The sequence below is a fragment of the uncultured Pelagibacterium sp. genome (assembly GCF_963972885.1).
Taxonomy (GTDB): Bacteria; Pseudomonadota; Alphaproteobacteria; order Rhizobiales; family Devosiaceae; genus Pelagibacterium; species Pelagibacterium nitratireducens.
Genome location: NZ_CAXAXY010000001.1, coordinates 31,146 through 55,181 on the forward strand (window position 1 = coordinate 31,146; position 24,036 = coordinate 55,181).

Annotated in this window: 21 protein-coding genes; 7 read left to right on the plus strand and 14 right to left on the minus strand. The window is 61.1% G+C overall.

The features are described 5' to 3' along the window. Positions 1-183 precede the first annotated feature (183 nt). The 3 genes from AACZ55_RS00155 to AACZ55_RS00165 all read left to right on the plus strand — a co-directional run bounded on the left by AACZ55_RS00155 (position 184) and on the right by AACZ55_RS00165 (position 3,095). Positions 184-642, plus strand: coding sequence for a MarR family winged helix-turn-helix transcriptional regulator (locus tag AACZ55_RS00155; protein WP_339641713.1), 459 nt, complete (start codon positions 184-186; stop codon positions 640-642). Positions 643-733: 91 nt separating this feature from the next. Continuing rightward, positions 734-2,569: a DNA helicase RecQ gene (recQ, locus tag AACZ55_RS00160; RefSeq protein WP_339641716.1), complete on the plus strand. Its 1,836-nt coding sequence runs from the start codon at positions 734-736 to the stop codon at positions 2,567-2,569. A 64-nt stretch (positions 2,570-2,633) separates the two neighbouring features. Further along, complete coding sequence (locus tag AACZ55_RS00165; RefSeq protein ID WP_339641719.1) at positions 2,634-3,095, plus strand: Lrp/AsnC ligand binding domain-containing protein; 462 nt, start codon at positions 2,634-2,636, stop codon at positions 3,093-3,095. Between the two features lie 5 nt (positions 3,096-3,100). Here AACZ55_RS00165 and AACZ55_RS00170 read toward each other — a convergent pair whose 3' ends face one another. The 10 genes from AACZ55_RS00170 to dctP form a co-directional block, all read right to left on the minus strand. Continuing rightward, positions 3,101-3,427 carry a metalloregulator ArsR/SmtB family transcription factor gene (locus AACZ55_RS00170; protein ID WP_339641722.1) on the minus strand — a complete coding sequence of 109 codons (327 nt, stop codon included), beginning with the start codon at positions 3,425-3,427 and terminating at the stop codon, positions 3,101-3,103. A 92-nt stretch (positions 3,428-3,519) separates the two neighbouring features. Beyond that, on the minus strand, positions 3,520-4,302 hold the full coding sequence (locus AACZ55_RS00175; RefSeq protein WP_339641725.1) for a hypothetical protein: 783 nt from the start codon (positions 4,300-4,302) through the stop codon (positions 3,520-3,522). Between the two features lie 100 nt (positions 4,303-4,402). Next, a complete protein-coding gene (locus AACZ55_RS00180; RefSeq protein ID WP_339641728.1) occupies positions 4,403-6,097 on the minus strand; it encodes a PQQ-binding-like beta-propeller repeat protein in 1,695 nt (564 codons plus the stop codon). Between the two features lie 61 nt (positions 6,098-6,158). After that, positions 6,159-6,602, minus strand: coding sequence for a c-type cytochrome (locus tag AACZ55_RS00185; RefSeq protein ID WP_339641731.1), 444 nt, complete (start codon positions 6,600-6,602; stop codon positions 6,159-6,161). A gap of 92 nt (positions 6,603-6,694) precedes the next feature. Next, the gene (locus AACZ55_RS00190; RefSeq protein WP_339641734.1) at positions 6,695-7,588 is read right to left on the minus strand and encodes a ThuA domain-containing protein; all 894 of its coding nucleotides are present in this window, start codon (positions 7,586-7,588) and stop codon (positions 6,695-6,697) included. 393 nt (positions 7,589-7,981) lie between these two features. Beyond that, positions 7,982-8,398, minus strand: coding sequence for a heme-binding protein (locus AACZ55_RS00195; protein WP_338607817.1), 417 nt, complete (start codon positions 8,396-8,398; stop codon positions 7,982-7,984). 2 nt (positions 8,399-8,400) lie between these two features. Then, positions 8,401-8,841 carry a type II 3-dehydroquinate dehydratase gene (locus AACZ55_RS00200; RefSeq protein ID WP_339641737.1) on the minus strand — a complete coding sequence of 147 codons (441 nt, stop codon included), beginning with the start codon at positions 8,839-8,841 and terminating at the stop codon, positions 8,401-8,403. Between the two features lie 18 nt (positions 8,842-8,859). Beyond that, complete coding sequence (locus AACZ55_RS00205) at positions 8,860-10,161, minus strand: TRAP transporter large permease (RefSeq protein ID WP_339641740.1); 1,302 nt, start codon at positions 10,159-10,161, stop codon at positions 8,860-8,862. Next, positions 10,158-10,664, minus strand: coding sequence for a TRAP transporter small permease subunit (locus tag AACZ55_RS00210; protein WP_339641742.1), 507 nt, complete (start codon positions 10,662-10,664; stop codon positions 10,158-10,160). Before AACZ55_RS00210 ends, AACZ55_RS00205 begins: the two co-directional genes overlap by 4 nt. 103 nt (positions 10,665-10,767) lie before the next feature. Continuing rightward, positions 10,768-11,754, minus strand: a complete 987-nt coding sequence (gene dctP, locus AACZ55_RS00215; protein ID WP_339641745.1) for a TRAP transporter substrate-binding protein DctP — start codon at positions 11,752-11,754, stop codon at positions 10,768-10,770. A 263-nt stretch (positions 11,755-12,017) separates the two neighbouring features. Between dctP and AACZ55_RS00220 the strand changes: the two genes are divergently transcribed. Then, on the plus strand, positions 12,018-12,707 hold the full coding sequence (locus AACZ55_RS00220) for a GntR family transcriptional regulator (RefSeq protein WP_339641748.1): 690 nt from the start codon (positions 12,018-12,020) through the stop codon (positions 12,705-12,707). A gap of 10 nt (positions 12,708-12,717) precedes the next feature. On the opposite strand, the gene AACZ55_RS00225 is transcribed toward AACZ55_RS00220, so the two are convergent. After that, a complete protein-coding gene (locus AACZ55_RS00225) occupies positions 12,718-13,599 on the minus strand; it encodes a shikimate dehydrogenase (protein ID WP_338607823.1) in 882 nt (293 codons plus the stop codon). 175 nt (positions 13,600-13,774) lie between these two features. Here AACZ55_RS00225 and AACZ55_RS00230 point away from each other — a divergent pair, with 175 nt between their 5' ends. The 3 genes from AACZ55_RS00230 to AACZ55_RS00240 all read left to right on the plus strand — a co-directional run bounded on the left by AACZ55_RS00230 (position 13,775) and on the right by AACZ55_RS00240 (position 19,166). Further along, positions 13,775-14,437: a TetR family transcriptional regulator gene (locus AACZ55_RS00230; protein ID WP_339641751.1), complete on the plus strand. Its 663-nt coding sequence runs from the start codon at positions 13,775-13,777 to the stop codon at positions 14,435-14,437. Between the two features lie 108 nt (positions 14,438-14,545). Beyond that, positions 14,546-16,435 carry a TIM barrel protein gene (locus AACZ55_RS00235; RefSeq protein ID WP_339641754.1) on the plus strand — a complete coding sequence of 630 codons (1,890 nt, stop codon included), beginning with the start codon at positions 14,546-14,548 and terminating at the stop codon, positions 16,433-16,435. Between the two features lie 238 nt (positions 16,436-16,673). After that, positions 16,674-19,166, plus strand: coding sequence for a PIG-L family deacetylase (locus AACZ55_RS00240; protein ID WP_339641756.1), 2,493 nt, complete (start codon positions 16,674-16,676; stop codon positions 19,164-19,166). Positions 19,167-19,277: 111 nt separating this feature from the next. On the opposite strand, the gene AACZ55_RS00245 is transcribed toward AACZ55_RS00240, so the two are convergent. The 3 genes from AACZ55_RS00245 to AACZ55_RS00255 are packed head-to-tail and all read right to left on the minus strand — an operon-like array spanning position 19,278 to position 23,770. Then, entirely contained in the window at positions 19,278-20,168 is an 891-nt protein-coding gene (locus tag AACZ55_RS00245; RefSeq protein ID WP_338607827.1) for a DMT family transporter, read from the minus strand. Further along, positions 20,169-22,520, minus strand: coding sequence for a PIG-L family deacetylase (locus AACZ55_RS00250; RefSeq protein WP_339641759.1), 2,352 nt, complete (start codon positions 22,518-22,520; stop codon positions 20,169-20,171). An 8-nt stretch (positions 22,521-22,528) separates the two neighbouring features. Beyond that, on the minus strand, positions 22,529-23,770 hold the full coding sequence (locus AACZ55_RS00255; protein ID WP_338607829.1) for an ROK family protein: 1,242 nt from the start codon (positions 23,768-23,770) through the stop codon (positions 22,529-22,531). Positions 23,771-24,036: the final 266 nt, after the last annotated feature.

Sequence of the window (24,036 nt, forward strand, 5' to 3'; positions counted from 1 at the left end):
ATCGAACAATGGACAATTCACACAAACGATAGGATCATCCGAACATCGATCGGCCATCCCATCGCATATTGTTTATATAACATAACTAGTTTTGGCAAGCGCCCGGTGGAGGTGCACCGCTCCGGCGTTGCGTTTTTCGCCGATCGCTTTAAATTCTAAAGCATAACAATAAGGGGAGCGTTCATGTCCGCTGGTCCGGGGTCCGTCATCGACGATGCCATGCTCGAAACCGGGTCGACCACCGACATTGTCGGATACCGGTTGCGCCGGGCGCAGTTGAGCGTCTTTCAGCGCTTCCTTTCGGCCTTCGCGGCGCTCGATCTGCGCCCGGCCGAATATTCCGCCTTGACGCTGATCGGCGACAATCCCGGCCGCAAACAGACCGAGATCGCCGAAATCCTGGGTATCAAGCGCGCCAATTTCGTGGCGCTCATCAACGGCCTGGAGGGCCGAGGGCTGACCGAGCGCCGGGCCGCGCATGGCGACCGGCGCGCCAATGCGCTGTTTCTGACCAAAGAGGGCGAGGATTTTCTAGAAACGGCGCGCGCCGTACAGGATGATTTCGAGGCCGATTGCATCGCCCGTCTGGGTGGGCCCAAGGCGCGAGACACGCTGCTCGACCTGCTGGGCCGGTTGTGCTGATCGCGCCATCGCGGGTTGCGCCAAAGAACCGATAAGAGTCAAATGGGCCAGCGAATCAACTTTCCCTGACCGCCGGATTTTCCTGTCTTCCATGTCGCTTTTTTCCAACGCTACGGCCCTTGATGCTGCGCCGGCCGGCGGACTGGATATCTTGCGATCCGTGTTCGGGCTCGATGCGTTTCGCGGCCAGCAGCAAGACGTAGTCGATCACGTCATGGGTGGCGGTGACGCTGTGGTGCTTTTCCCCACCGGGGCGGGGAAATCGCTGTGCTACCAGATTCCGGCGATCGGCCGGCCCGGGGTCGGCGTTGTCATCTCTCCTCTGATCGCCCTGATGCGCGACCAGGTCGAAGCGCTCAAGCAGGCCGGCGTGCGGGCTGCAGCGCTCAATTCCTCGCTTTCGCCCGAGGAAAACCGCAGCGTGCGCCAAGCCCTGCGCGATGGGGAACTCGATCTTCTCTATGTGGCACCGGAGCGCTTGGCGGCGGCGGGGTTTCTCGACCTTCTTGCCAGCGTCGACATCGGGCTTTTTGCCATCGACGAAGCCCATTGCGTGAGCCAGTGGGGTCATGATTTCCGGCCCGAATATCGCGAACTGGCCAAATTGCGCGAATTGTTTCCGCACGTCCCGCGCGTTGCGCTGACGGCGACGGCCGACCCCACAACCCGCGCCGATCTGATCGAGCGGCTGGGGCTGGAGGATGCGCAGCTTTTCATCTCGAGTTTCGATCGGCCCAATATCGGCTATTCGATTGTCGAGCGCGCCAATGCGCGAGCGCAATTGCTCGATTTTCTGGCCCGCCACAAGGGCGAAAGCGGCATCGTTTATTGCCTGTCGCGCGCCAAGGTGGAGGCGATTGCCGAGTTCCTGACCGAAAAGGGTATCCCCGCCCTGCCGTATCACGCCGGGCTCGATGCTGGTGTGCGGGCGCGCAATCAGGATGCGTTCCTAAAGGAAGACGCCGTGTGTCTGGTGGCAACCGTTGCGTTCGGGATGGGGATCGACAAGCCAGATGTTCGCTATGTGGCGCATATGGATTTGCCCTCCTCGATAGAGGCTTACTATCAGGAAACGGGCCGGGCCGGACGCGACGGCCAGCCCTCGGAAGCCTGGATGTGTTATGGGCTGTCCGATGTGAGCCAGAGGCGGCGGATGATCGCCGAAGGCAACGCGCCCGACGAGATCAAGCGGCTGGAAAACACCAAGCTGAGCGCCCTGCTCGGAGTGTGCGAGACGGCGGGCTGCCGTCGACAAGCGGTTCTTGCTCATTTCGGCGAGCAGCATCAGGGCAATTGCGGGAATTGCGACACCTGCATCAACCCGGTCGATACCTGGGACGGCACGGAGGCGGCGAACAAGGTCATGTCGTCGATCTATCGCACGGGCCAGAGGTTCGGCGCGGCGCATGTGATCGATGTCGTGATGGGCAAGGCCACCGAAAAGGTGGAAAAATTCAGGCACCAGCATTTGCCGGTTTTCGGGGTCGGGCATGATATTTCGGTCAAGACCTGGCGGTCGGTTGTGCGGCAGTTGACGGCCATGGGGCTGGTCCATGTGAACCACGAAGCCCATGGCGCCCTCTATCTCGATGAAGGCGCGCGGGCCGTGTTTCGGGGCGAACGGACGGTGACGCTGCGGCGCGATCCCGAGCGCAAGAAATCGGACACCAATCGGGCCCTGGCGGGCGGCGAAGCGCTTTCTGGCAAAGCCGAGGCCGTATTCGAGCGGTTGCGGCGCAAGCGGCGTGAAATCGCTTCGGCGCAGGGTGTGCCGCCCTATGTGGTGTTTCAGGATACGACATTGCGGGCCATGGCGCAGAGGCTGCCGGCGACGCTCGATGATCTGCGCGCCCTGCCGGGGGTGGGCGATGCCAAGCTCGAGCGGTACGGCACGGCATTCCTCACGGCGATTGCCAGCGCAGACTAGATTTTCCGGTGCGCCGGCTCGAATATGGTTCGAGCGCTGAGCCCTATTTGGATGGATATCCATCATGAGTGAAATCGACAGGATCGATCGCAGAATTCTCATCGAGCTCCAGAACGATGGGCGGATCACCAATTCCGAACTGGCGCAGCGCGTGGGGCTGGCTCCCACATCGATGAGCGACAGGGTGCGGCGTCTGCAGAACCATGGCTACATCAAGGGCTTCCGCGCCATTCTCGACGCCGACCAGATGGGGCTGGGCCTTCTGGTTCTGGTGGAAGTGTCACTCGACAAGACCACTCCCGATATTTTCGAAAAGTTCGCGGCGGCAGTGCGCAAGCAACCGGAAATCCTCGAATGCCATATGGTGGCCGGAGGGTTCGACTATCTGGTCAAGGCGCGGCTGCCCGACATGGGACGCTACAGAGCCTTTCTTGGGGAGGTTCTGCTCTCGCTGCCCGGCGTGCGCGAGACCCGCTCCTATCCAGTGATCGAAGAGGTCAAGGACGACGGCGTTCTGCCGCTCTGAAGACCTCATTCTGGCAATTCGGCTTCCGGCTCATGTTCGCCGGCGTGCACGATCATGTCGGAAATGACATGGCGGATGTGGTGGTCGTCCGCTTCATAGTGAACGTGCTTGGCGTGTCGCGTGCCGCGGACCAGCCGCGCGGCGCGCAGCAGGCGTAGATGATGGCTGACGAGGGACTGGGACGCATCGATCTTGCGGGCGATATCGCCCACCGCCATGGGCTGATCGAGGCAGGCGAGCAGGATCTTGAGACGGGTGGGATCGCCGAGCAGCTTGAAGGTCTCGGCAACGACGAGGATTTCGGTTTCCGTTGGGCTGCGGCTGTCTCTCAAAAGGGGGCCTCGTGCGGGCGGTATGAACTATGGGATCGTCATCCTACCCGGATTCTGCCGCGCATGCACAATGGGTTCGTTCTCGCGGATGGTCAGGGCGTCTCGGTCTCGACCGCATCGATCGCCTGATCGATCATGGTACGCAGCATCTGATCCTGCGTGCGCATGAGGACCGCAACAGCGCGGGTGTCGCGCTCAAGGGGCGCAACCGTGCCCTGATGGGAATAGAAATCGCCCGACTGCAGGGCGGGCCGGTCGAGATGGGGTTGCCAGACGATGGCTGCATCGAGTTCGCCGGCCTCCATCAAGGACATCATGAGCTCGGGGCGGTCGTAGGGCAGCCGGCGGACCCCATCGAAAGTTCCGGCCGCGATGGCGAGCATGATATCGGCGTCGATCGGCGAATAAAGGGGCACGCCCAGACGCGTTCCGGGCGCCAGATCGGTCAGATCTTCGATCTCATCGTCGCGCGTCAAGAGGACATAGGGCGCTTCGAAATAGGGCCGCGACAAGGTCATCCAATCGGGCGCGATTTCGCCGGGGACGATCTGGACGCCCATGACGCCGACGCATTTTTCCGCGAGGTGGACAAGAATTGAGGGCCAGAGGCCCTCATTGTCGAGGAGCTCGATATTGACGTCCATTTCGACGATCTCGGGCTCGAGCAGCAGGACATGGGCCAACTCGATGGCAACCTCGCGGTCCCGGACGAGCGTGGGGCTGTTGGGAATGACACAGAGCGGCAGCCGGTTTTCAAAGTCGGGGCGGGTGCGGTTATAGGATTCCACGGGCACGAAAGGTTGGGCCAGCGCCGACGATGCAGCCGGAAGCGCGACAACCAGCAGGCTCGCACAGCAGATAATCTGTTTTAGCACGCCAAGACCCATGCGACCCTCAAATCAATTTCCCGGTTTCGCTCTTAAACAGGAAATGGGCCGGCGTGTGCCGACCCATCAATTTGCTGCCTTCTGACCGTCAGCCCCGATCGGGCAGCGCGAAGACGAGGACGGCGTTGCCAGAGCTCGGGCGCTTGATTTCAGGCGTCAGCTGGCTCGGGACGCTCGACGACCAGGAATACCCCCCGACGCCGACCGGAACCGCAACATATTGCTTTCCATCGACGGCATAGGCGATGGGATAACCTTGGGCAGCCTGCGGCAGGCGGGTTTCCCAAAGCACTTCGCCGGTTTCTTCGTCCCATGCGTACATGTGACGATCCCAATCGCCGCCGAACACCAGGCCACCCGCGGTGGTGAGCATGGCCGTATTAGCCGGAGAGCGCGAGGGGTTCTCCCAGAGCACTTCGCCGGTATCGATGTTCATGGCAACGAAGCGGCCGATATTGTCCGGGCTGTCGGGATGGATGGCACGGGTGCTGCCGACCTGGCCGTTGCCGCCGCCGCCCTCGACCATCTCGACTTCGCCATAGGTCATGGCCGTGTCGCAGTTGATGCTCATGGGGATATAGACGGCGCGAGTCTGCGGGCTGTAGGCAAGCGAACGCCAGCTGCGGAACCCGGTCGTGCTCGGGCACATGGTGATGGGCTCACCCAGTTCGGCAATCTTGCCTTCACGATAGTTGGCAAAAGTGCCTTCATCGGTGATGTCGATCTGGTCCTGCCAGCCGAGGTCGAAGGCGGGATAGGGCTCACCCGTCTCGCGGTTGCCGCGCCAGAGAATGGCCAGCTTGCCCATGTTGACGTAGGAGGGCTTCCCGTCGATATCGACAAGGATGTGCTCGAAAGCTTCGTCCATGTCGTTTGTTTCGCCCGGAATGTACTGGCGGAACCATTCGATTTCGCCTGTATCGGGGTCGAGCGCCAGGGTGGAGCTGGTATAGAGGGAGGCATCGTCCTGGCCGCGGCTGACGCGGGCCCAGGGCTTGGCCTGGGAGGAGCCGATATAGACCAGATCGGCTTCGGGATCGTAGGACGCCGAGGTCCAGATATCACCACCGCCGCGCAGGACGTAAGGCATGCCGCCCCAGCTGTCTTCACCTTCGGGGGCATCGGAAACGGTGATGGTGCGCCAGACTTCGTCACCGGTTTCGGTATCGAACGCGGCAACACCGCACTTGTCCTCAACAAAACCAAAGCAACCCATATAGCCGACGATGACCTTGCCGTCGGCGATTACGGGAGCGGCGGTCACGGTCTTGCCCTCTCCGGCGACGTCCGTTTCCCAGACAACCTGCCCCGAGACCGCGTCAAGCGCGACAAGTCCCGCGTCGGGCGTGGCAAAAAAGACCTTGTCGCCGTAGATGGCCAAACCACGGCTCATCATGCCCGGGCGGAACCCTTCGGGCATTTCGCGCCGATACTCCCACAAAAGATCGCCGGTCACCGCATCGAGTGCCTGGGCGATACCATCGGGATTGGCGAGGTACATGACGCCATCATAGACGATGGGCGCCGTTTCCTGCCAGCCTGGTTCCATGGACCAGCCCCAGGCAAGGGTCAGATCGCTTACGTTTTCGCGGTCGATCTCATCGAGCGGGGAATAGCCCCAGCTGTCGAGGGCGCGCCGCCAGAGCAGCCAGTCGCCATCGGCGGGGGCGCTCAGCATTGCATCGGTGACCGGGGTGAACGCATCGTCCTGGGCCCATGCAGGGACCGAGACGCCAAGGGCAGCGATCAACGCTGCCGCGCTGACAATAGATTTGAGTTTCATTGTATCTCCTCCAGAAATTTCCAGAATTGGTATCGGGCCCCGCGCTCGGGTCCCGCAGGTATCAGGGAGCGGTGATGGTGATGGCCTGAAGGGCCTCGGGATCGACCGGCAGTTCACCATCTTGTGTCGCCGGGACGCCGTTGGCGGACAGAATGTAGGCGACGATATCGACATAGGTCTGGTCCGAGAGCGACCCGCCCATGCCGGCGGGCATGGTTGTCGAAATGACGTTGTATTTGGCGCCGACCGTCTGCCCGACCCAGCCATATTTAAACACGGACCCTGTAAGATCGGGTGCCGTCGAAAGGACCGAATGGAGGTCCTCGCCATGGCAACTCGAACAGTTTGCCATGTACTCCTCCTGACCGCGCTCGACCTGCTCGGCGCCGATGGAGCCGCCCTCAAGCGCATGGTCCTGCGCGATCGCCGGCAGCCCGGTGAAGGCCGCCAATGCGAGCGCGCACCCAAGGACCTGGATGTGCGGGTGCCTGAAGAGAGTTTGCACGGGAGAACTCCATTGATGCAGAGAGGGAAAGCGAGACGCGGATGCCCTGCCGGAGCGCCAAAAGGCGCATCCGGCAGGCACACCCGGGAGGATCAGTCCTGACAGAAGGGCTCCTTGCCCATCACGCTGTCGATGCCGCCAAGCACGTGCTGGCGCCAGTTCTCGTCCTCGAGAATTTCGAAGCTGTGGCCGAGTGTGGTGAGCCACGCCCGGCCGCCATCGTAGTAGTGACACCAGGACACGGGGTTGGTTTCGCCCATGCCGGGATTGCCGTAATAGCCGGCCAGTCCCTGCTCGCGCGTCGCATTGTCGACGCTGAGCAGAATGCGGACATCGCTGAGCCAACGCGGATCGGGGTTGAGGTTGTAGAACTCTTCATCGCTGAATTGAGTGCCCTCGGCCAGATGCGCGACCGAGACGTCGTTCTCGCTCTCGACGATGACGGTGCCTGCCTGACGCGGGCCGTGGTCATAGAGCTGGGCGCCAAGAAGACCTTCGAACCATGTCGAGTTGAAATTGGTGCCGAATGCGTTGTGGATACCCACAAAGCCGCCACCGCCCTCGACATAGATGCGCAGAGCCATCATGCCCAGGCTGGTCACGGCATCGCGGCCGGTGTTGAAGAATACGATGGCATCATAGGGGCGAAGACCGAATCCGCTTTCGAGATCGGCGGGGTCCTGGCTGGTGGTGACCTCGTAGCCCTGTCCCTCGAGCAGTTCAGTGAGCGCCTCGACGCCCGCATCGCGATTGTCATGCGGGTTCACGCCCGTAGCGACGTGAGAGAAGATAAAGACCTTCCAGGGCTCTTCGTCACCCGAAGTACGGTCATACCAGGCGTTGTAGCAGCTATCGTCGATGCTGCCGCAAAAGCCGTATTTCTCGAACGTCGTGTACTGCTCGGGCTGTTGCGCCAGAACGGGCATGGCGGTCAGGGCGGTCAACACCGTGGCGGCGCCGGCAAGGCGCGCGATTAGCTTGGTCATCTAAGTCTCCTCCAAAAATCTCGGTCGGGCTGCAGCGCCGCTGAGCGGTGATGGCCAGCGGCTGCGCCGGTTGGACAATCTGATCTCCAGCCCCCGCGATTGATGGCACGATAAAATCCGTCATGCAAGATTTAATATGAGACTTTGTGTTTCATATGTTGATTTTGCTTTTCGTCGTCAAAACGACAAACGTCAACACCCGGACGTCCAGAATACGACCGGCTGGAGCCTGATTTGCGCTGTCGGTTGCCGGGCTCGGGCGCGCTGTCGATGGAGCCGCCGGCAGGCTCCTAGAGCCGTTCAGGGTTTGATTGACTCAAATCCTTGGCTCTAAGTCCTTGTTTTTTCGCGTGTCCGAGCCGCAAAAATCGTTTCACTTTTGCTGGACACGCTCTAGGTCTGGACTATGCGGCCCGCCGCGAATTCGGCGGCGATGCGTTCAGCCAGCTCGGTCTCGGTATCCTCACGGGCACCGCTCAGCCCCATAGCGCCGAAGAAGACGCCGTCACGCTCAAGCAGAACGCCGCCACCGAGCGGTGTCACATGGGGAAGATGAGCCAGGGGCATGCCCTCCTTGACCCGCCGCGAAAAGTCTGAGGTCGGCCTGCGAAACAGGGCAGCGCTACGGGCCTTGGCCAGGGCGGCATCGACCGCTGCGGGAAACGCGCCATCCATGCGCATTTGAACGTTGGACCAGCCGCCATCATCAACTATGGCGATGGCCAGCTCGAACCCTTTCTCGCGCGCACCGGCCATTGCCGCTTTGGCGATGGCCTCAGCTTGAGCACATGTGAGCGCACGCCGTTCCATGGTCAGTTCAGAAGGTCCTTGCGGGCACACATGGCCTGAACGGCCATGCCATAGCCATCCGCTCCCATTCCCGCCATGACCGCGGTTGCGACCTTGGACACATAGGAATGGTGATAGATGGCCTCACGCCGGTGCACATTTGTGATGTGGAACTCAAAGATCGGGCCTGGGAACATCTTGAGCGCGTCGAGCAGGGCAAGCGAGGTGAAGGTGAAGGCCGCCGGATTGATGATGATGCCGGCCGCGGTGTCGATCGCTTCGTGCACCCAATCGATCAGGCGTTCTTCGGAATTGGTCTGCCGGAACTCGATCGGACGTGTTCCCGCGCTTGCCCGGCACAGGTCTTCGACCTGGGCCAGCGTGGTTGCGCCATACAGCTCGGGTTCACGAAGACCAAGCCGGTTGAGATTGGGGCCGTTGAGCACGAAAATGGGTTTGGTCATTACGCGAACTTTCGAAAACTAACCCTGATAGCCGAACATACGCGGCAGCCACAGCACGGTATCGGGAACGAAGGTGAAAAGAAGCAACGCCGCCAGAAGGGCGCCCAGGAAAGGAAGCGTATCGCCCACGATGTGGCGCAGCTTGGCCCGTGAGATCGACTGCATGACAAAGAGCAGCATGCCGTAAGGCGGGGTAATCAGCCCGATCATCACGTTGATGACGACGACCACGCCGAAATGGACAAGATCGATGCCCAACGCCGCTGCCGAGGGCACGAGCACCGGCACGATGATCAGGATGATCGCCGTCCCCTCCAGCATGCACCCCAAAAGCAAAAGCACGACATTGACGAAGATCAGGAAGGTGATCGGATCGAGATTCCAAGCGGTCAGTATGGAGCTGAGGGTGGCGGGAATGTTTTCGACGGTGACGACGTAATTGAGAACCAGTGCCCCGGCGATCAGCATGCCGATTGAGACCGTCGTCTTCGAAGAGGTTACCAGCGACCGGTAGAAACTCCTGAGGCTGATCGAGCGATAAAGAACAATCGAGATGATGAGTGCGTAAGCGGCGGCGACCGCTGCGGCTTCGGTGGGCGTTGTGATGCCACTGTAAATGCAGAACAGCAGAACGACGGGCATCATCAGCGCGGGAAGCGAGGTCCAGGTTATGCGCGGCAACTCGCGCAGCGGCACCGGGTCTTCCACCGGGAAGTTGTTGGTGCGGGCCTTGAAATAGACAATGATTGCCAGCGAAATGCCCATGATGGCGCCGGGGACGATGCCGCCCAAAAACAGGTATCCGATCGAGGCGTCGGAAACGAGGGCGTAAAGCACCATGGGGATCGAGGGCGGAATGATCGGCCCGATCACCGCGGACGATGCGGTGAGCGCCGCGGCAAAGGAAGCGGGGTATTTGCCGTCGCGGGTCATGAGCGAATAGATCATCTTGCCGGTGCCGGCAGCGTCGGCAATGGCGGATCCGGACATGCCGGCAAACACCATCGATTGGAGCACGTTGACCTGGGCCAACCCGCCCCGGAAACGGCCGACGACCGCGTTGCACCATGCCAGCAGCCTGTCGGAGAGCGAGCCGGTGTTCATGAACTCGGCAGCGAGGATGAAGAGCGGAACGGCCAGGATGATGTAGTTGGAATACATGCGGTTGAGGAACTGCTCGGCCGCGATGCCCATGTCGAGGCCCGACATGAACAGATAGAGAATGGACCCGGCGATCATGGAAAGGCCGATCGGCAGGCCGAGCACGGCAAGCACCAAAATCGAGACGATGCAGAGAAAGAAGGGATCGAGAAAAATCATTTGGCCGGGCCTTCCAACTCGTCATCGGCATCCTTGCCCCACACCGCAACGCCCGCCCGCCAGATGTAGCGGGCCATGGTCACCACGGTGAAAACAATGAAGATCGAATAGACGTAGTCGTAACGGAATTTGAGATAGGCGGTCTTTTCCACCTTCATGAACAGCACGTAATCGACGATGGCGGGCAGGGCCAGCCCGAACAGGGCGACGAGCGCAATGGCCGTGATCACGGTCATTATCCTGCGAGACCGCGAACTTACCGAGCTGTAGATGATGTCGAGCCGCACATCGTCGCGCGAGCGCAAGACGAAAGTTGTCCCGAAAAGGACGATCCAGACCCACAAGATTGCGCTGAGTTCATAGGCCCAGCCACTCTGCATGCGCAGGCCGTAGCGGAACACGATCTGTAGAATGAACAACGCAAACATGGCGCCGAGCATCAAGGCCAGGATGTTCTCGGCCCGCGCGACAAGCCAGCGCCCAACACGCAATAGTCCGGACATGAAAATCTCCTCTTCCCTAAACACTCCGGGCAAAACCCGGGGCAGGCGTCAGGGAAATACAGAAAGGGCGCCGCGGCAATAAGCACGGCGCCCGATATGTGCCCTAAAGGGCGTTGATGGCTTCAAGCGCGCCTTCGGGCCAGCTGTCCGAAATCTCGGAGTTCAGGTACTGCTCCTGCGCATAGGCGCGGAAGGCGTCCTGATCGGGCTCGTAGATGTTGAGACCGGCAGCTTCGAACTCGCCGATCAACTGCTCTTCCATGGCGATGTGTTCGGCCTGGCTCCAGTTGATGGCCTCGCTGGCGGCGGCCTGGAAGGCTTCCTGGTCTTCTGCCGACATGGCGTTCCATGCGTCGGACGAGATCACCAGAAGATCATATCCGATCAGGTGCGACGTCAGAACGATCTGGTCCATCACCTCGTAGAACTTCATGTTCTGAACGTTGGGAAGCGGGTTGTCCTGGCCGTCGATGGCGCCGGTCTGAAGGCCGGTATAGACCTCGGCATAATCCATCGGTGTGGGGTTAGCGCCAATGGAGCTACCCAGGAACTGCCAGGCATCACCGCCCGGCATGCGCAGGCGCACGCCTTCCATATCAGCCGGGGTCTGGATTTCCTTATCGATGCGCAGACCAACCTGGCGGGCGCCAAAATAGGTGGGGCCCAGAATGTGAATGCCGAGCTGATCTTCGGCCATCTGCTTGAATTCTTCGCCCACTTCGCTCTCAAAGAACGTACGCAGGTGCTCGGCATCACGGAACAGATAGGCCGAGGTCAAAAGCGACCATTCGGGAATCTGGTTGGAGATATCCTGAGGGGCGATATTGCCCATCTCGAGGTTTCCACGCTGCAGTGCGACGAGCTCGGTGCCCTGACGGAACAGGGTTCCGCCGTAATAGGGCTCGATGGTGGCGATGTCGCGCACTGCATCGGCGAACTGGCCCATCATGGCGGCGCGGATGTCCTGATCGGAAAACACAGCCGAAAAGCGGAGCGTGGGCGCGTCCTGCGCCATGACCGGCATCGATACTGCAGCCGCAACTGCAACCGAGCCGAGCATGAGAGCCCGGCGGGTGAGATTCAAAAGCATAATTATCTTCCTCCTTGTTGCATCCGGCGACGATTGGCGCAGCGTCACGACGCGCGACATCTCTCCTCTCTCGCCGATCTCAAATGTACGAACTAGTTCGTTTATGTCAAGCAGCTTTCCACCTGCTGTCAATGCATCTACCTTTACCAATAACGTCTGTCAATTTTGAAAATCTCATATGAAACAATTTTACACCGTGATAACGTGAAGGTGACAAGTGCGCAGAGACGTGGCAGGAACAGGCGACGGGGAAGAAAACGATCATGGCAAACGCAAAACCGCTGCACGACACAATGGACGAAATCTCCGACACCGTAGGCGAGCAGGCTTTCCGAAAGATTCGCGGCGACATCGTATCGGGCGATCTCAGGCCGGGGCAAAAGCTCAAGCTCGAACAGCTCAAGAGCAAATATGGCGTCAGCGTTTCCACGCTTCGCGAAATCCTCAACCGGCTCACGACCGAGGATCTGGTGGTGGCGGAGGGACAGCGCGGGTTCGAAGTCAGCCCCGCCTCGGTGGACAATCTGCGTGAAGTGGGCGACCTGCGGCTGGTTCTCGAAAACCACGCGCTCGCGCTTTCCTTTGCGGCGGGCGACCTCGACTGGGAAGCGGATGTGGTTGCGGCCCATCACAAGCTGTCATCGATCGAACGGGCGCTGCTGGGAGGCGATGCGAATCGGACATTTGAGTGGATCAAATACGATTTTGCGTTTCACCATGCGCTGATTTCGGCCTGCGGATCAAAGTCGCTGCTGGCGATCCATCAGTCGATTTTCGACCGATTCATGCGCTACCACCTTCTGGCTGCGAGCTTTCGCGGCGACGGCGTTTCCGAGGACCACAAGGAGTTGTTCCGGTTGGCGCTTGAACGGGATGTTGCCGGAGCCCAGGCCAAGCTGGCCCAGCACATTCATTCGGGCATCGACCATATCCTGAGCACCGGCCGGCTCTAGCGTCGGACGATCAGGCCGCCGCTTCAAAGCTGCGGGTCATTTCCTCACGCGATGGCACGCGACCGGTGAACAGCTCAAATGCCTTGACTGCCTGAAATATGGCCATGCCGGTGCCCGGGAGCGTGGCGCATCCCGCCGCAGCCGCACGCTTTACCAGCGCGGTTTCGCGCGGGAAATAGACGATATCGGCAACCCATTGGCCAGCGCTCAAAAGCTCGGCATCGACCGGCAGGCCGGGATATTTGTCCATTCCGACCGGGGTGGCATTGACGATGCCATCGAAACTGGAAACCGACGAGATGTCGGTGGTTGCAGTCACTTGATAGGCCATCTCGCGCATGCGCGCCGCAAGGCCCTGGCTGCGGGCGGCGTCCATGTCGAAGACGACCAACTCCTCTACCCCGACCTCGATCAGGGCGCGGGCAACGGCGGCTCCGGCACCCCCTGCCCCGATCTGGAGCACGCGCTTGCGCTGCGCGTTGGGCAGGCCGAGCCGAAAACTTTCGGCAAATCCCCAACAATCGGTGTTGTGGCCGATCCGCTGTCCGGCATCGAATATCACGGTGTTGACCGCCCCGATCTCCTTTGCATCGGGCGCGAGACCATTGAGGTGCTCAATCACGGCCTGCTTGAACGGATGGGTAACATTGACACCGCGGAACCCGACCTTTTCGAGCAGATCGACAACGTCACCCAAATGCTCGTTGCCCAGGGCGAGCGCGTCAAAATCGATCAGGTGGTAATGATAGTCGAGCCCCTGGCGCTCGCCTTCCTGCCTGTGCATGGTGGGAGAGAGCGATGCGCCGATTCCACGGCCAAGCAATCCGATATGAATGGCCCCCTTGGCGCCGATATCGAGCAATTCCGCAAGATTGCCGCCCAGATTCGCCATGCCTGAAGATCCCGCTTGTGCTGACAGTGCAGTCAAATCCATTCCCCTTCGGGCCATTGCCTTGCCCTTGTGTTTTTTGACCGTCTCGACCTAAATGCAGGCGCGACAGTAGGTGAATGATGTACGAACTAGTTAGTTTAGTCAATCCACGATGCATGGTGACAGGGGCGGGATATTGAGCACTACCGAGGATACGAAACGGCCCGGCCGACGTCAGCAGGACCCCGAGGGCACCCGGCGCAACATCATAGAGGTCGCCTCGAACGAATTTGCTCTCAATGGGTTGGCCGGGGCACGTATTGACGAGATTGCCGAAAAGACCCGCGCCAGCAAGCGCATGATCTATTATTATTTCGGCGACAAGGAGGGCCTTTACGTCAGCGCTCTCGAAAACGCCTATCGCGTGGTGCGCGAAGGGGAAGCCGAGCTTGATATCGAAAGCCTGCCGCCGCTCGAGGGATTGCGCCGTCTCGTGGGCTTTACATTCGATCATCATTCCGAGCATGAGGATTTCATCCGCATGGTGATGATCGAAAACATTCATTCGGGGCGTTATATGGAACGCTCACCGGCGCTGCGCGCCGTCAACGAGGCCGCTATCGCGCGGATCGGATCGATCTACACCAAGGGCGTCGCGGAGGGCGTCTTCCGGGACGGGCTGGACCCTCTGGAAATCCACTGGCAGATCAGCGCGCTGTGCTTTTTCAACGTATCGAACCGGGCGACCTTTTCCCACCTGTTCGGCCGCGACATGGGTTCGGCGCAAAATCAGGCAACGCTGCGACAGAACGCCATCGACATGGTTTTTCGGTATCTGGCCAAGCCCGAATATATCTAGGGATCGATCGGGCGGGAGCCCTCGGAACTCAGGCTCGCGCACCACATTGACCGGCAGGGCAAGCGGTCTGTACAATGTACGAAACAGTTCGTATGTTTTGGAGCCATCATGAAGACCTCAATCGCGACGGTATCGATCAGCGGCGATCTGCGCGAAAAGCTTGCCGCGATTGCCGGGGCCGGGTTTGACGGGATCGAGATTTTCGAAAACGACTTTCTGGCGTTTGACGGTGGCCCGCGCGAAGTTGGGCGCATGGTGCGCGATCATGGGCTCGAAATATCGCTGTTCCAGCCGTTCCGCGATTTCGAGGGCCTGCCCGAGCCCGAACGCAGCCGGGCGTTCGATCGGGCTGAACGCAAGTTCGATGTGATGGAAGAGCTGGGCACGGATCTGGTGCTGATCTGCTCGAACGTCTCGCCTGCTGCGCTGGGCGGCATCGATCGCGCCGCGGCCGATCTGCGCGAATTGGGCGAGCGTGCGAAAAGACGCGGCTTGCGGATTGGCTATGAGGCGCTGGCCTGGGGGCGGCATGTCAACGACCACCGCGATGCCTGGGAGATCGTACGGCGTGCCGATCACGCCAATGTCGGCCTGATTGTCGACAGCTTTCACACCATTGCGCGCAAGATCGACCCGCAAACCATACGCTCGATACCGGGCGACAAGATATTCTTCGTGCAACTGGCCGATGCGCCATTGATCGATATGGACCTGCTCTATTGGAGCCGGCATTTCCGCACCATGCCCGGACAGGGCGATCTCGATGTCACCGGCTTTGCCGCAGCCGTCGCGGCCAGCGGCTATGACGGGATGTGGTCGCTGGAGATTTTCAACGACCAGTTCCGTGGCGGCACGCCCGGCACCATCGCGGCTGACGGGCATCGCTCGCTGATCGCGCTGATGGATGCAGTGCGGCGTACCGAGCCGGCCGTCAAGACCGATCTGGCACCCATGCCCGCACCGATTGCCGTCGAGGGGGTCGAATTCATCGAATTTGCCGCCAACGAGACCGAGGCGGAAGATCTGAAGACGATGCTGGCGTCGATGGGGTTTGCCCATGCGGGGCGCCACATCGCCAAGCATGTCGATCTATACCGCAATGGCGGGGTCAATATCGTCATCAACACCGAGCGCGAGGGCTTTGCCCATTCCGCCTTTCTGATGCACGGCACCTGCGTGTGCGATATCGGACTCAAGGTCGAGGATGCGCAGGCGACGGTGGCGCGCGCCAGAGCGCTTGGGGCCGAACCGTTCGAGCAGCCGGTTGGGCCGGGCGAGCTCAAGATTCCGGCCATTCGCGGTGTGGGCGGCGGGCTGATGCATTTCGTGGACGACAAGACCGAACTGGCCAAGGTCTGGGAGACAGAATTCACTCCGGTGACCGACCAGGGCACACCCGATATGGGCGTTACCCATGTCGACCATGTCGGCCAGACCATGAATTACGAGGAACTTCTGACCTGGCTGTTGTTCTACACGACCCTGTTTGACACGCGCAAAACCCCAATGCTCGACGTGGTCGATCCGGCGGGGCTGGTGCGGTCGCAGGTGATTGAGAACGAGAAAGGCACCATAAGGTTTACCCTGAACGGCGCCGATCAGCGCTCGACGCTGGCGGGACATTTCATTTCGGAAAGTTTCGGATCGTCGGTCCAGCACATCGCCTTTGCGTCGTCCGACATTTTCAGGACCGCCGAGGCGCTCAGGGCCACCGGGTTCAAGTTCCTTGAGATTTCTGCCAACTATTTTGCCGATCTGCAGGCCCGGTTCGGGCTGGCGGATGAATTCGTCGCTCGACTCAAGGCCGGCAACATCCTTTACGACCGCGACGGAGACGGGGAGTATTTCCAGCTCTACTCCTCGCTATACGGCGATGGTTTCTTCTTTGAAATCGTCGAGCGCCGCGGCGGATACAACGGCTATGGCGCGCCCAATGCCCAGTTCAGAATCGCCGCCCAGAAGCGGAGCCTGAGGGACAGAAAAATTCCCGCACGCTAGATCGGCCCGCCTCCCTTCCATCGCAATAAACACTTTGTCTGCTCGGCCCTGGCAGCCGGAGGAGGCCGGTGTTCCTCGGCCCGAGCCAGGGACAACGCGCGCCAACGTCAATAAGGTAACTCACTTGTGTTATTGTTTTTCACGGCGCATACTCGTGGTCGAATTGGACGGAAAGATCCGATGCCAGGCGCCGCTGAACGGGCCATAGGAGTGTAATTTCAAAGGTAGGACAAACCCGATGACCAAGATCACACGACGCATGTTCATGGCGTCCTTGCCGGTGATGTATGCAGCCTCGCACATCCCCGCCTGGGCGGCTCCGCTCAGCGATCTCGACCTGATCGCCCAGCAAAAACTCGAGCCGGCCATCGTTACCCTCTATCGCCGTCTCGAGCGCCTGACTTCCACCGCCACAATCATGACCACAGGGGCGCACCCCGATGACGAACCGTCGGCGATGCTGGCGGCGTTGCGCCATGTCTATGGCATCCATCCGGTAGTCTATGCCATCACGCGCGGCGAAGGCGGTCAGAACTCGATCGGGCCGGAACTGGGCTCGGTGCTGGGCGTGCTGCGCACCCGCGAAATGGAAGAAGCCTCGCGCTCGCTCGATGCCTCGCTGGCATTCGGCAGTTTCGGTCACACCGATTCCGTTCACGATTTCGGCTTTTCCAAAGACCCCAACGAGACCATCGACCAGTGGGGCCGCGACAAGATCGTCGAGCGCATGACGGCGGCGTTCCGCAAGTACAAGCCCGACATCATCATGAACTGCTTCCTCGATGTTCCTGGCCAGCATGGCCACCACAGGGCGGCCAACGTCGCGACATTCATTGCCGCCGAGCTCTCGGGCAACCCGCAGGAATTCCCCGACCAGATCGCCGGCGGCCTCGACACCTGGGAAGTGCCGAAAATCTATCAGCCAGCCTATGGCGGCGGCGGCGGGGTCTATGACGACGAGGTGCCGCCTCCTCCCGTGACGCTGGTGGTGACTGCACCCGAACGCGACAAGATTTCCGGTGCGACTTTCCCCCAGATGGGCGAATGGTCCCGCTCCTGCCACCGCACACAGGGCATGGGCCGCTGGCGGCCCGAGCCGACGACCGAATGGGAGCTCAATCTCTCCCGCGTTACCGGTGGCGGCGAAGGCGCCCAGGAAAGCGACATCCGCGAGGGGCTCATCGCCACAGTCGGGGATATCGCCGAACTCGACGGCATGCCGTCCGACACCGCAGATGCACTACGCGAGGCCCAGGGGCTGATCGAGGAAGCCATTGCCGATTATGGCGACCCGGTCGTCGTGCTGGCGAAAGTGGGCCGGGTTGGTGAAATCATCGACATGGCTCGCGAGAGCCTGCCCGAAGCGCTGCATGCAAATGTCGCACACCGGCTGGATCGCAAGGTCAAGGAGATCGACCTCGCCCTTGCCGCTGCGGCCGGTGTTCAGATCCGGTCCTATACCGAGGGCGGCGATGTGACGCCGGGCGACGAAGTGGTCATCAAGACTATCGTCGATGGTCCCGAGGACGTTACAATCGAGGGTGTCGAGATCGTTGCGCGCGAGGGTCTCACGGCTTCGGGTGAAACGGTTTCTGTTGCCGAAGACGCCAGCTACACCAATCCGCTCAGCGAAGAGTTCGATCCGCTGGGTGGCAATGGCGATGCTTATACAAAGGTGTCGCTGAATATCGGCGGACGCACGGTTGTGCTCGACGTCGATCTGGAAGACCAGCTGCGCGTCATTCCCACGGCTTCGATGACAATCGAACCGAGCGCAATCGTCTTCAACACCACCGCCGAGCTGGGTCCGGTGCCGCTGACGGCGACGCTGACCAACGCGACGCTGGGTGACCTCTCGATGCCGGTTCCCCAGGGTTGGGCGCTCGATGAAACCGAGCGCGCCTCGGACATGAGCGGCACGTTCGCGCTGGTGCCACCTGACGGGCTCGAGCAGTTGCGCTTCGATATCGAACCCGAACTTCTCGGTGAGCAGGCCTATCAGATCGACACCTTCACCTACCCCCATATCGGCCGGTCGGTGGTTCCCACCACGGTATCGGTTCCCGTGCAGGCAGTTGGCGCCGAGCTACCATCGGTCAAGCGCATCGGGTACGTATCGGGCGGCAACGACAATGTCGGGCTGTGGATGGAGCGGCTCGGGCTCGAGGTTGTGGAATTGTCTCCCGAGGACATTTCGAGCGGTACCTATGGCGATCTCGGCACGATCGTTGTCGGTATTTTCGCGTTCGGGCGGCGCCCCGATCTGGCCGAGAACATTGATGGCATCCACGAATGGGTGCGCAATGGCGGGCATCTGGTGACCCTTTATCACCGTCCGTCCGACGGCTGGGATCCCGAGACCATTCCGGTCGCCTATCTCAAGATCGGCTCACCCTCGATCCGTTTCCGCGTCACAGACCCCAATGCCGAGGTCGACGTGCTGGAGCCCGATCATCCGTTGCTCAACTACCCCAACACCATCGGAGCGGACGACTGGGCGAACTGGGACAAGGAGCGCGGGCTGTATTTCGCCGAGGAGTGGGACGAGGTCTACAAGCCGCTCCTGGCCATGCACGATAGCGGGGAAGATCCGCTGGCAGGCTCGCTGCTTTCGGCCCAGATCGGGGCCGGACGGCATACGCACACCAGCCTGATCCTGCACCACCAGCTCGACAATCTGGTGCCGGGCGCTTTCAGGCTGCTCGCCAACCTCGTCCAGCCGGCCGAATAGTTGCCCAAGGCATGGTTGTGACGATAAGCGCCCCGGTTTGCCGGGGCGCTTTTTTGTCGGATCGCGCGGTCGAACCGAAAAAGTCTGCACCTTTTTCAGATCGCGCTCCGGCTATCGCTCTGTCTCGGAATTGGCCTTGCGCCGGATGGCGGCGGCTTCGAGCATGTTGGTCGATTGCAGCGCGATAAGGATGATCGCCACGCCGATGACCGTCGCCCAGGATGGGACTTCGTTGAAAAAGACAAACCCGGCAAGCGCGGCAAAGCCGATGGAAAGATATCCCAGAGGCGCCAGTATGCGGGCCGGCGTCGTCTGGTAGGCGCGCAGGAAGCAGTACTGTCCGATCTGGGCCAGGATGCCGATGGCAAGGAGCGTCGGCCAATCGGCCGATGCCACGGGCTGCCAGACAACCATCGCGGGAATGGCGGTCAGCACGGAGAGCCCGACCGTATAAAAGACCATGAGGACGGCGGTATCCTCGTTTTCCATGGCGCGGATCTGGATGACGGCAAGCGAGCCAAACAGCACCGAGCCGAACGCCGCGGCAAGGCCCCATGAGAACGTCACTTCGCCCGGCGCGAGGATGACAAGAATGCCGACAAAGCCGATGGCGGTGCCGATCCAGCGCACGGGGGCGATTCTTTCGGCCAGCAGCCACGCAGCAAAAACCATGACGACCAGCGGCCGCATGAAGCCAATCGCATTGACCAGCGCGAGTGGCAGAGCCGCAAGCGCTGTGAAATTGCAGGTCAGGGCGAGCGTATTGCATCCCACCCGCACCAGATGCCGCAGGGGCTGTTTGGTACCGATGACCGCATGGCGCTTGCGCCAAGCCAGCGGCAGGATGGAGACCAACCCGATCAGCGAGCGGATGAACACCAGCTGGATTGCCGGATAGGTGGCGCCCTCGAACTTGACGAGAACGGTCATGACCGTAATCAACGTCATGTCGGCCAAAAGCCAGGCGATGCCGCTGCGATAGGAAGGCGCCGGGTCGGCCATCTACATGCGGCCGCCTGCCACGAGGTTTGCCAGGATGCGGAAGGCGCCGGGCACGAGATGATCGAGCTGGTGGTGGAGGACGAGGCTGGTGTGGGTGTGACGGCCCTTGCCGATTTCGGCCGTCAGGAGCGAGCCTTTCAGCGGGCTTTCGCCCTTGTCGCTCATGGTAAGGAGCGGGGTATAGGCCTCGTCCCATTCCGATGCAAAATAGAGGCCCCGCTCCTTGTTCCAACCCTGGAAGTCGCGCACCGAGATCGGGTTGGGGCCGGCAAAAATCGGATTGTCCGCCGCCAGTATCTCCACCGGCGCATCGGGATTGGTCACCCGCCAGCGCAGTGACGGCTGGCCGATCTTGAGAAAGCGCGGCGGAACGGCGTCCGGCGTCCAGCCATCCCAGGGGCGATGGTAGAGGGTGACAAGATTGCCGCCTGCCTCGACATAAGCGCGGAGCGCTTGAGTGCTGGCAGCCAGATCGGGGCGCAACCCGAAGGCGAAGATGCCAACGACAATGGCGGGAAATCCCGAAAGATCTTCGGAAAGCGCCCGCGCGTCGAGTTCGGTCACCTTGAACCCCATGCGCGCCAGCCAGAGGCCGACATTGTCGGCACCGCCCCCGATATAGGCAACGCGGCGGTCCTCGGGGAGAGCGAGGGTGAGCGCAAGAATATCGAGACGCGCGGGGGTCAGGTAAAGGCTTTTGCCGATATGGGCGTAGTCAATGGGCTGGACGGTGAAGGCCGGCGCATCGTCGAGAAGCGCGTCGAGGGTATAGCGGCCCTCGACCAGCCCGCTTCCCGAGAGCGTAACGCCGTCCCTGCCTGGCACGATTTCGATGCCTTGAGCGCTGGAAAGACTTAGATTGCCGGTATTGCCTTCGATCCTGGCTTCCACCGACAGACCTGAAAATTCGGCATCTGCCGCCATCAGCAGGGCGCTGGGCGTCAGGCTGACCGAGGCTGCCGGGACGATGGTGAGTGGGCGTTCCAGACCGAAGGCGCGCGCTATGGTGCGTCCGGAAACGGTCAGAGTCAGGACGATGCACGCATCGCCATTGGCACCCGAGGCCGTGAACGACTGGGTAAATGGCCCGGTGACGGGGGCGTCGGGCGCCACCTCCAGTGTATATCTGCCCGGCGGCTGCGCGATGATCGAGACACCGTCGGGCAGGATCAGATCGATCGAAACGTCTTTGGGTACACCACGAAGCGTAAGGCTGAGATCGACCGTCTGGCCCTGCGCCACCACCGGCCGGTCGAGCGCGGCGACACAATCGATACCGGCTGCGACGAGCATTGCAGATTCGAGATCGGCAATCATGGTTTCGATGCGATGGACGTGTTCGGCCGGGACCGTTTCGGCATGAGCCTCGATGATCTCAAGGGCCACCGCCAAGGGGGCAATGATCTCATCGGCCTTGGGGAAGGCCGCGATGGCTGTGGCAATGGCCGAATCGGCAGAGGCGAGCCCGGGAACAATGTCGGCGAGGCGGCCGGGAAGATTGTCGGTGATCTCGCCGATATCATCTGGCCCGACCCGGAGATGGAGCGGCCATTCGGTCCTGGGATTTTCCGGCCAGCGCCCCATGCCCTGGCTGGCATGATAGAGCCGGGACCACTCCCCAATCTCGTCAAACGGCACGCCGGTTGCAAAATCGGAGTCGGTCGCGACCAACTTTACCGTTTGGGGCGGCGGTGGCACCTCGTCATCATAAGTCGATCCCCCGCCAGACCAGGCGGGCAGATAATATTTGGTGACCTGCCAGGGCGCCAGGCCCTGAGCGAAATGCTCGGGATAGGCGTTGGGGTCTGCAGCCAGCGCAATCGCCTCCTCGGCGGCCATGGTCATGGCGCGATGATGACCGTGCTGGCCGGGCACATCGAGAAATGTGGGGATGACGATATCGGGCTTTTCACTGCGATAGGCGCGAACCATACGCTCAACGATCAGGTCGTGCTGCCAGCGTTCGAGGGTGTCGTGACCGTTTTTCGAGAACCCGAAATCGTGGACGGGATCGCTCGGGCCGAACCCGAACCATACGATATCGGCATCGATAACCTTTGCCGATTCTTCAAGCTCGTGGGTGCGAACCACTCCAAGCGCGCCGCCGCGCTCGGGACCGAGCGTATTCTGGCCGCCCTCCCCGCGCGTCGAACAGCCGATGATGGTACGCATGCCGAGCCCAAAGCGCATGAAGGCAAGCATGGCGTTCTGCTCGTCGTCAGGATGGGCGCCGGTGTGAAGCACCGTGACGCACGATTTCAACCGAGCCAGGGCCCGGTGGAGTGCAACCAGTCGTGAATTGGCGCGACGCTGGGTGAAGCGATGGGAAAGCTCAAGGCGCGATAGGGGCATGGACAGTCCTATGGCCGGGCAGCTGCGACCGCCGGCGAATATTCGAGTGAGAGTTGAGGCGACAAGATATCGTGCAGGGCGAGAGCAGCCGCACCCAGTGCCGCGGTAAAGCGCCCCGTTTGCCCGCGAACGACTCGCGGCTGGGCACGTCCGGTACGGGTAGAGACAGAAACCGGCAGCGGTTCGAGCGCCGCGATCAGCGCATCGAGGATAACATCGGGAAGATTGCCGCCGAACACCACGGTTTCGGGATCGAAGATGTTTTCGATCATGGCAACTGTGGGCGCCAGATAGTCGGCCGCTTGCTTGATCCAATCGGCAAGCACCGGATCGTTCTGGGTGAAAAGCGGTTCGAGAGCGCCGCTGTCGATGTTGGGACGGCCACTGGCCGCCAGTTTTTCGCGCAAGGCATACAACGAAGCAAAGCGCTCCAGCGCACCGTCGGGACCGTAACTTGGTAAGCCATGGCGCGGCACCAGCGCCACATGGCCGATTTCGCCAGCATTGCCGAAGGCACCGCGCAGTGGAACGCCGTCCTTGAGAACGCCAAGACCCAGGCCGACGCCGAAATAGAGAAAGCAGAAATTGGAAATCTGGCGCCCGGCCCCGTAGAGCCGTTCGCCAACGGCGGCGGCGGTGGCGTCATTTTCGATCGACACGGGCTGGCCAATGGCCCGGGAGAGTGTCGCCTTAGCGTCGATGCCCTTCCAGCCGGGCAGCGTCGCGGGTCCGACCGAACTCATCCCTTCGACCTCGAACGGCCCCGGCATCACGGCGCCAAACCCGATCAGCCGGTCTCGCGAAGCGCCGATCTGGGCGCAGAGCTTGTCGATTTCCTCCGATACCCTGCCGGGCACCTGATCGGGCGTTGCCGATTGAAGGGGAGCGATCGCCTGAGCGCGGACGGCACCAGAGAGATCGAGCAGGGTGGTCGCTATATGATCGGCGGCGATTTCCACGCCCCCGGTCAAGGGGCCGTCGGGATTGATGGCAAACTGGATCGGCGGCTGGCCGCGGCCCGAACGCAGCCGGCCCAGTTGCACCAGCATGCCCTCGCTCAAAAGGTCATCGACGATATTGGCGACGGCCTGAGGCGTAATGCGGGCGCGGCGGGCAATTTCGGTGCGTCCCATATGGCCGTGGGTGCGGATCACTTCGAGCACCACGCGCCTGTTATGAGCCCGGTTGCGCTCTGGATTGGAACCGATGACGAGGCGTGGGCCACGACCGTGCTTTTCCGAACTGGTCAAGGTTTCCCCTCTTGCCGATTGGGCGCGCGCTATCGGACCAGCAGATTATGCACGCCGTCCGAATAACACAAGTAGATTAATTTAATCGCGCTTAATCCGCGGCCGCAGCGGCACCGAACGCGGAGTGGATTGGTCATTGTTTCGATTTTTCGCGGCTGCGCCAAGCGTTAATCTCGATCCGGCGTGACTCGTCGCTCCAATAACGAAAGTAAATTATTTTATTGACAAGGCATCGCACATCATTTGACGATGACCGGATGGTGGAC

Coding starts and splice junctions, on each gene's coding strand:
- AACZ55_RS00155 (WP_339641713.1), top strand. CDS start 184: ATGTCCGCTGGTCCGGGGTCCGTCATCGACGATGCCATGCTCGAAACC.
- recQ (WP_339641716.1), top strand. CDS start 734: ATGTCGCTTTTTTCCAACGCTACGGCCCTTGATGCTGCGCCGGCCGGC.
- AACZ55_RS00165 (WP_339641719.1), top strand. CDS start 2,634: ATGAGTGAAATCGACAGGATCGATCGCAGAATTCTCATCGAGCTCCAG.
- AACZ55_RS00180 (WP_339641728.1), bottom strand. CDS start 6,097: ATGAAACTCAAATCTATTGTCAGCGCGGCAGCGTTGATCGCTGCCCTT.
- AACZ55_RS00190 (WP_339641734.1), bottom strand. CDS start 7,588: ATGACCAAGCTAATCGCGCGCCTTGCCGGCGCCGCCACGGTGTTGACC.
- AACZ55_RS00195 (WP_338607817.1), bottom strand. CDS start 8,398: ATGGAACGGCGTGCGCTCACATGTGCTCAAGCTGAGGCCATCGCCAAA.
- AACZ55_RS00200 (WP_339641737.1), bottom strand. CDS start 8,841: ATGACCAAACCCATTTTCGTGCTCAACGGCCCCAATCTCAACCGGCTT.
- AACZ55_RS00205 (WP_339641740.1), bottom strand. CDS start 10,161: ATGATTTTTCTCGATCCCTTCTTTCTCTGCATCGTCTCGATTTTGGTG.
- AACZ55_RS00210 (WP_339641742.1), bottom strand. CDS start 10,664: ATGTCCGGACTATTGCGTGTTGGGCGCTGGCTTGTCGCGCGGGCCGAG.
- dctP (WP_339641745.1), bottom strand. CDS start 11,754: ATGCTTTTGAATCTCACCCGCCGGGCTCTCATGCTCGGCTCGGTTGCA.
- AACZ55_RS00220 (WP_339641748.1), top strand. CDS start 12,018: ATGGCAAACGCAAAACCGCTGCACGACACAATGGACGAAATCTCCGAC.
- AACZ55_RS00225 (WP_338607823.1), bottom strand. CDS start 13,599: ATGGCGAATCTGGGCGGCAATCTTGCGGAATTGCTCGATATCGGCGCC.
- AACZ55_RS00235 (WP_339641754.1), top strand. CDS start 14,546: ATGAAGACCTCAATCGCGACGGTATCGATCAGCGGCGATCTGCGCGAA.
- AACZ55_RS00240 (WP_339641756.1), top strand. CDS start 16,674: ATGACCAAGATCACACGACGCATGTTCATGGCGTCCTTGCCGGTGATG.
- AACZ55_RS00245 (WP_338607827.1), bottom strand. CDS start 20,168: ATGGCCGACCCGGCGCCTTCCTATCGCAGCGGCATCGCCTGGCTTTTG.
- AACZ55_RS00250 (WP_339641759.1), bottom strand. CDS start 22,520: ATGCCCCTATCGCGCCTTGAGCTTTCCCATCGCTTCACCCAGCGTCGC.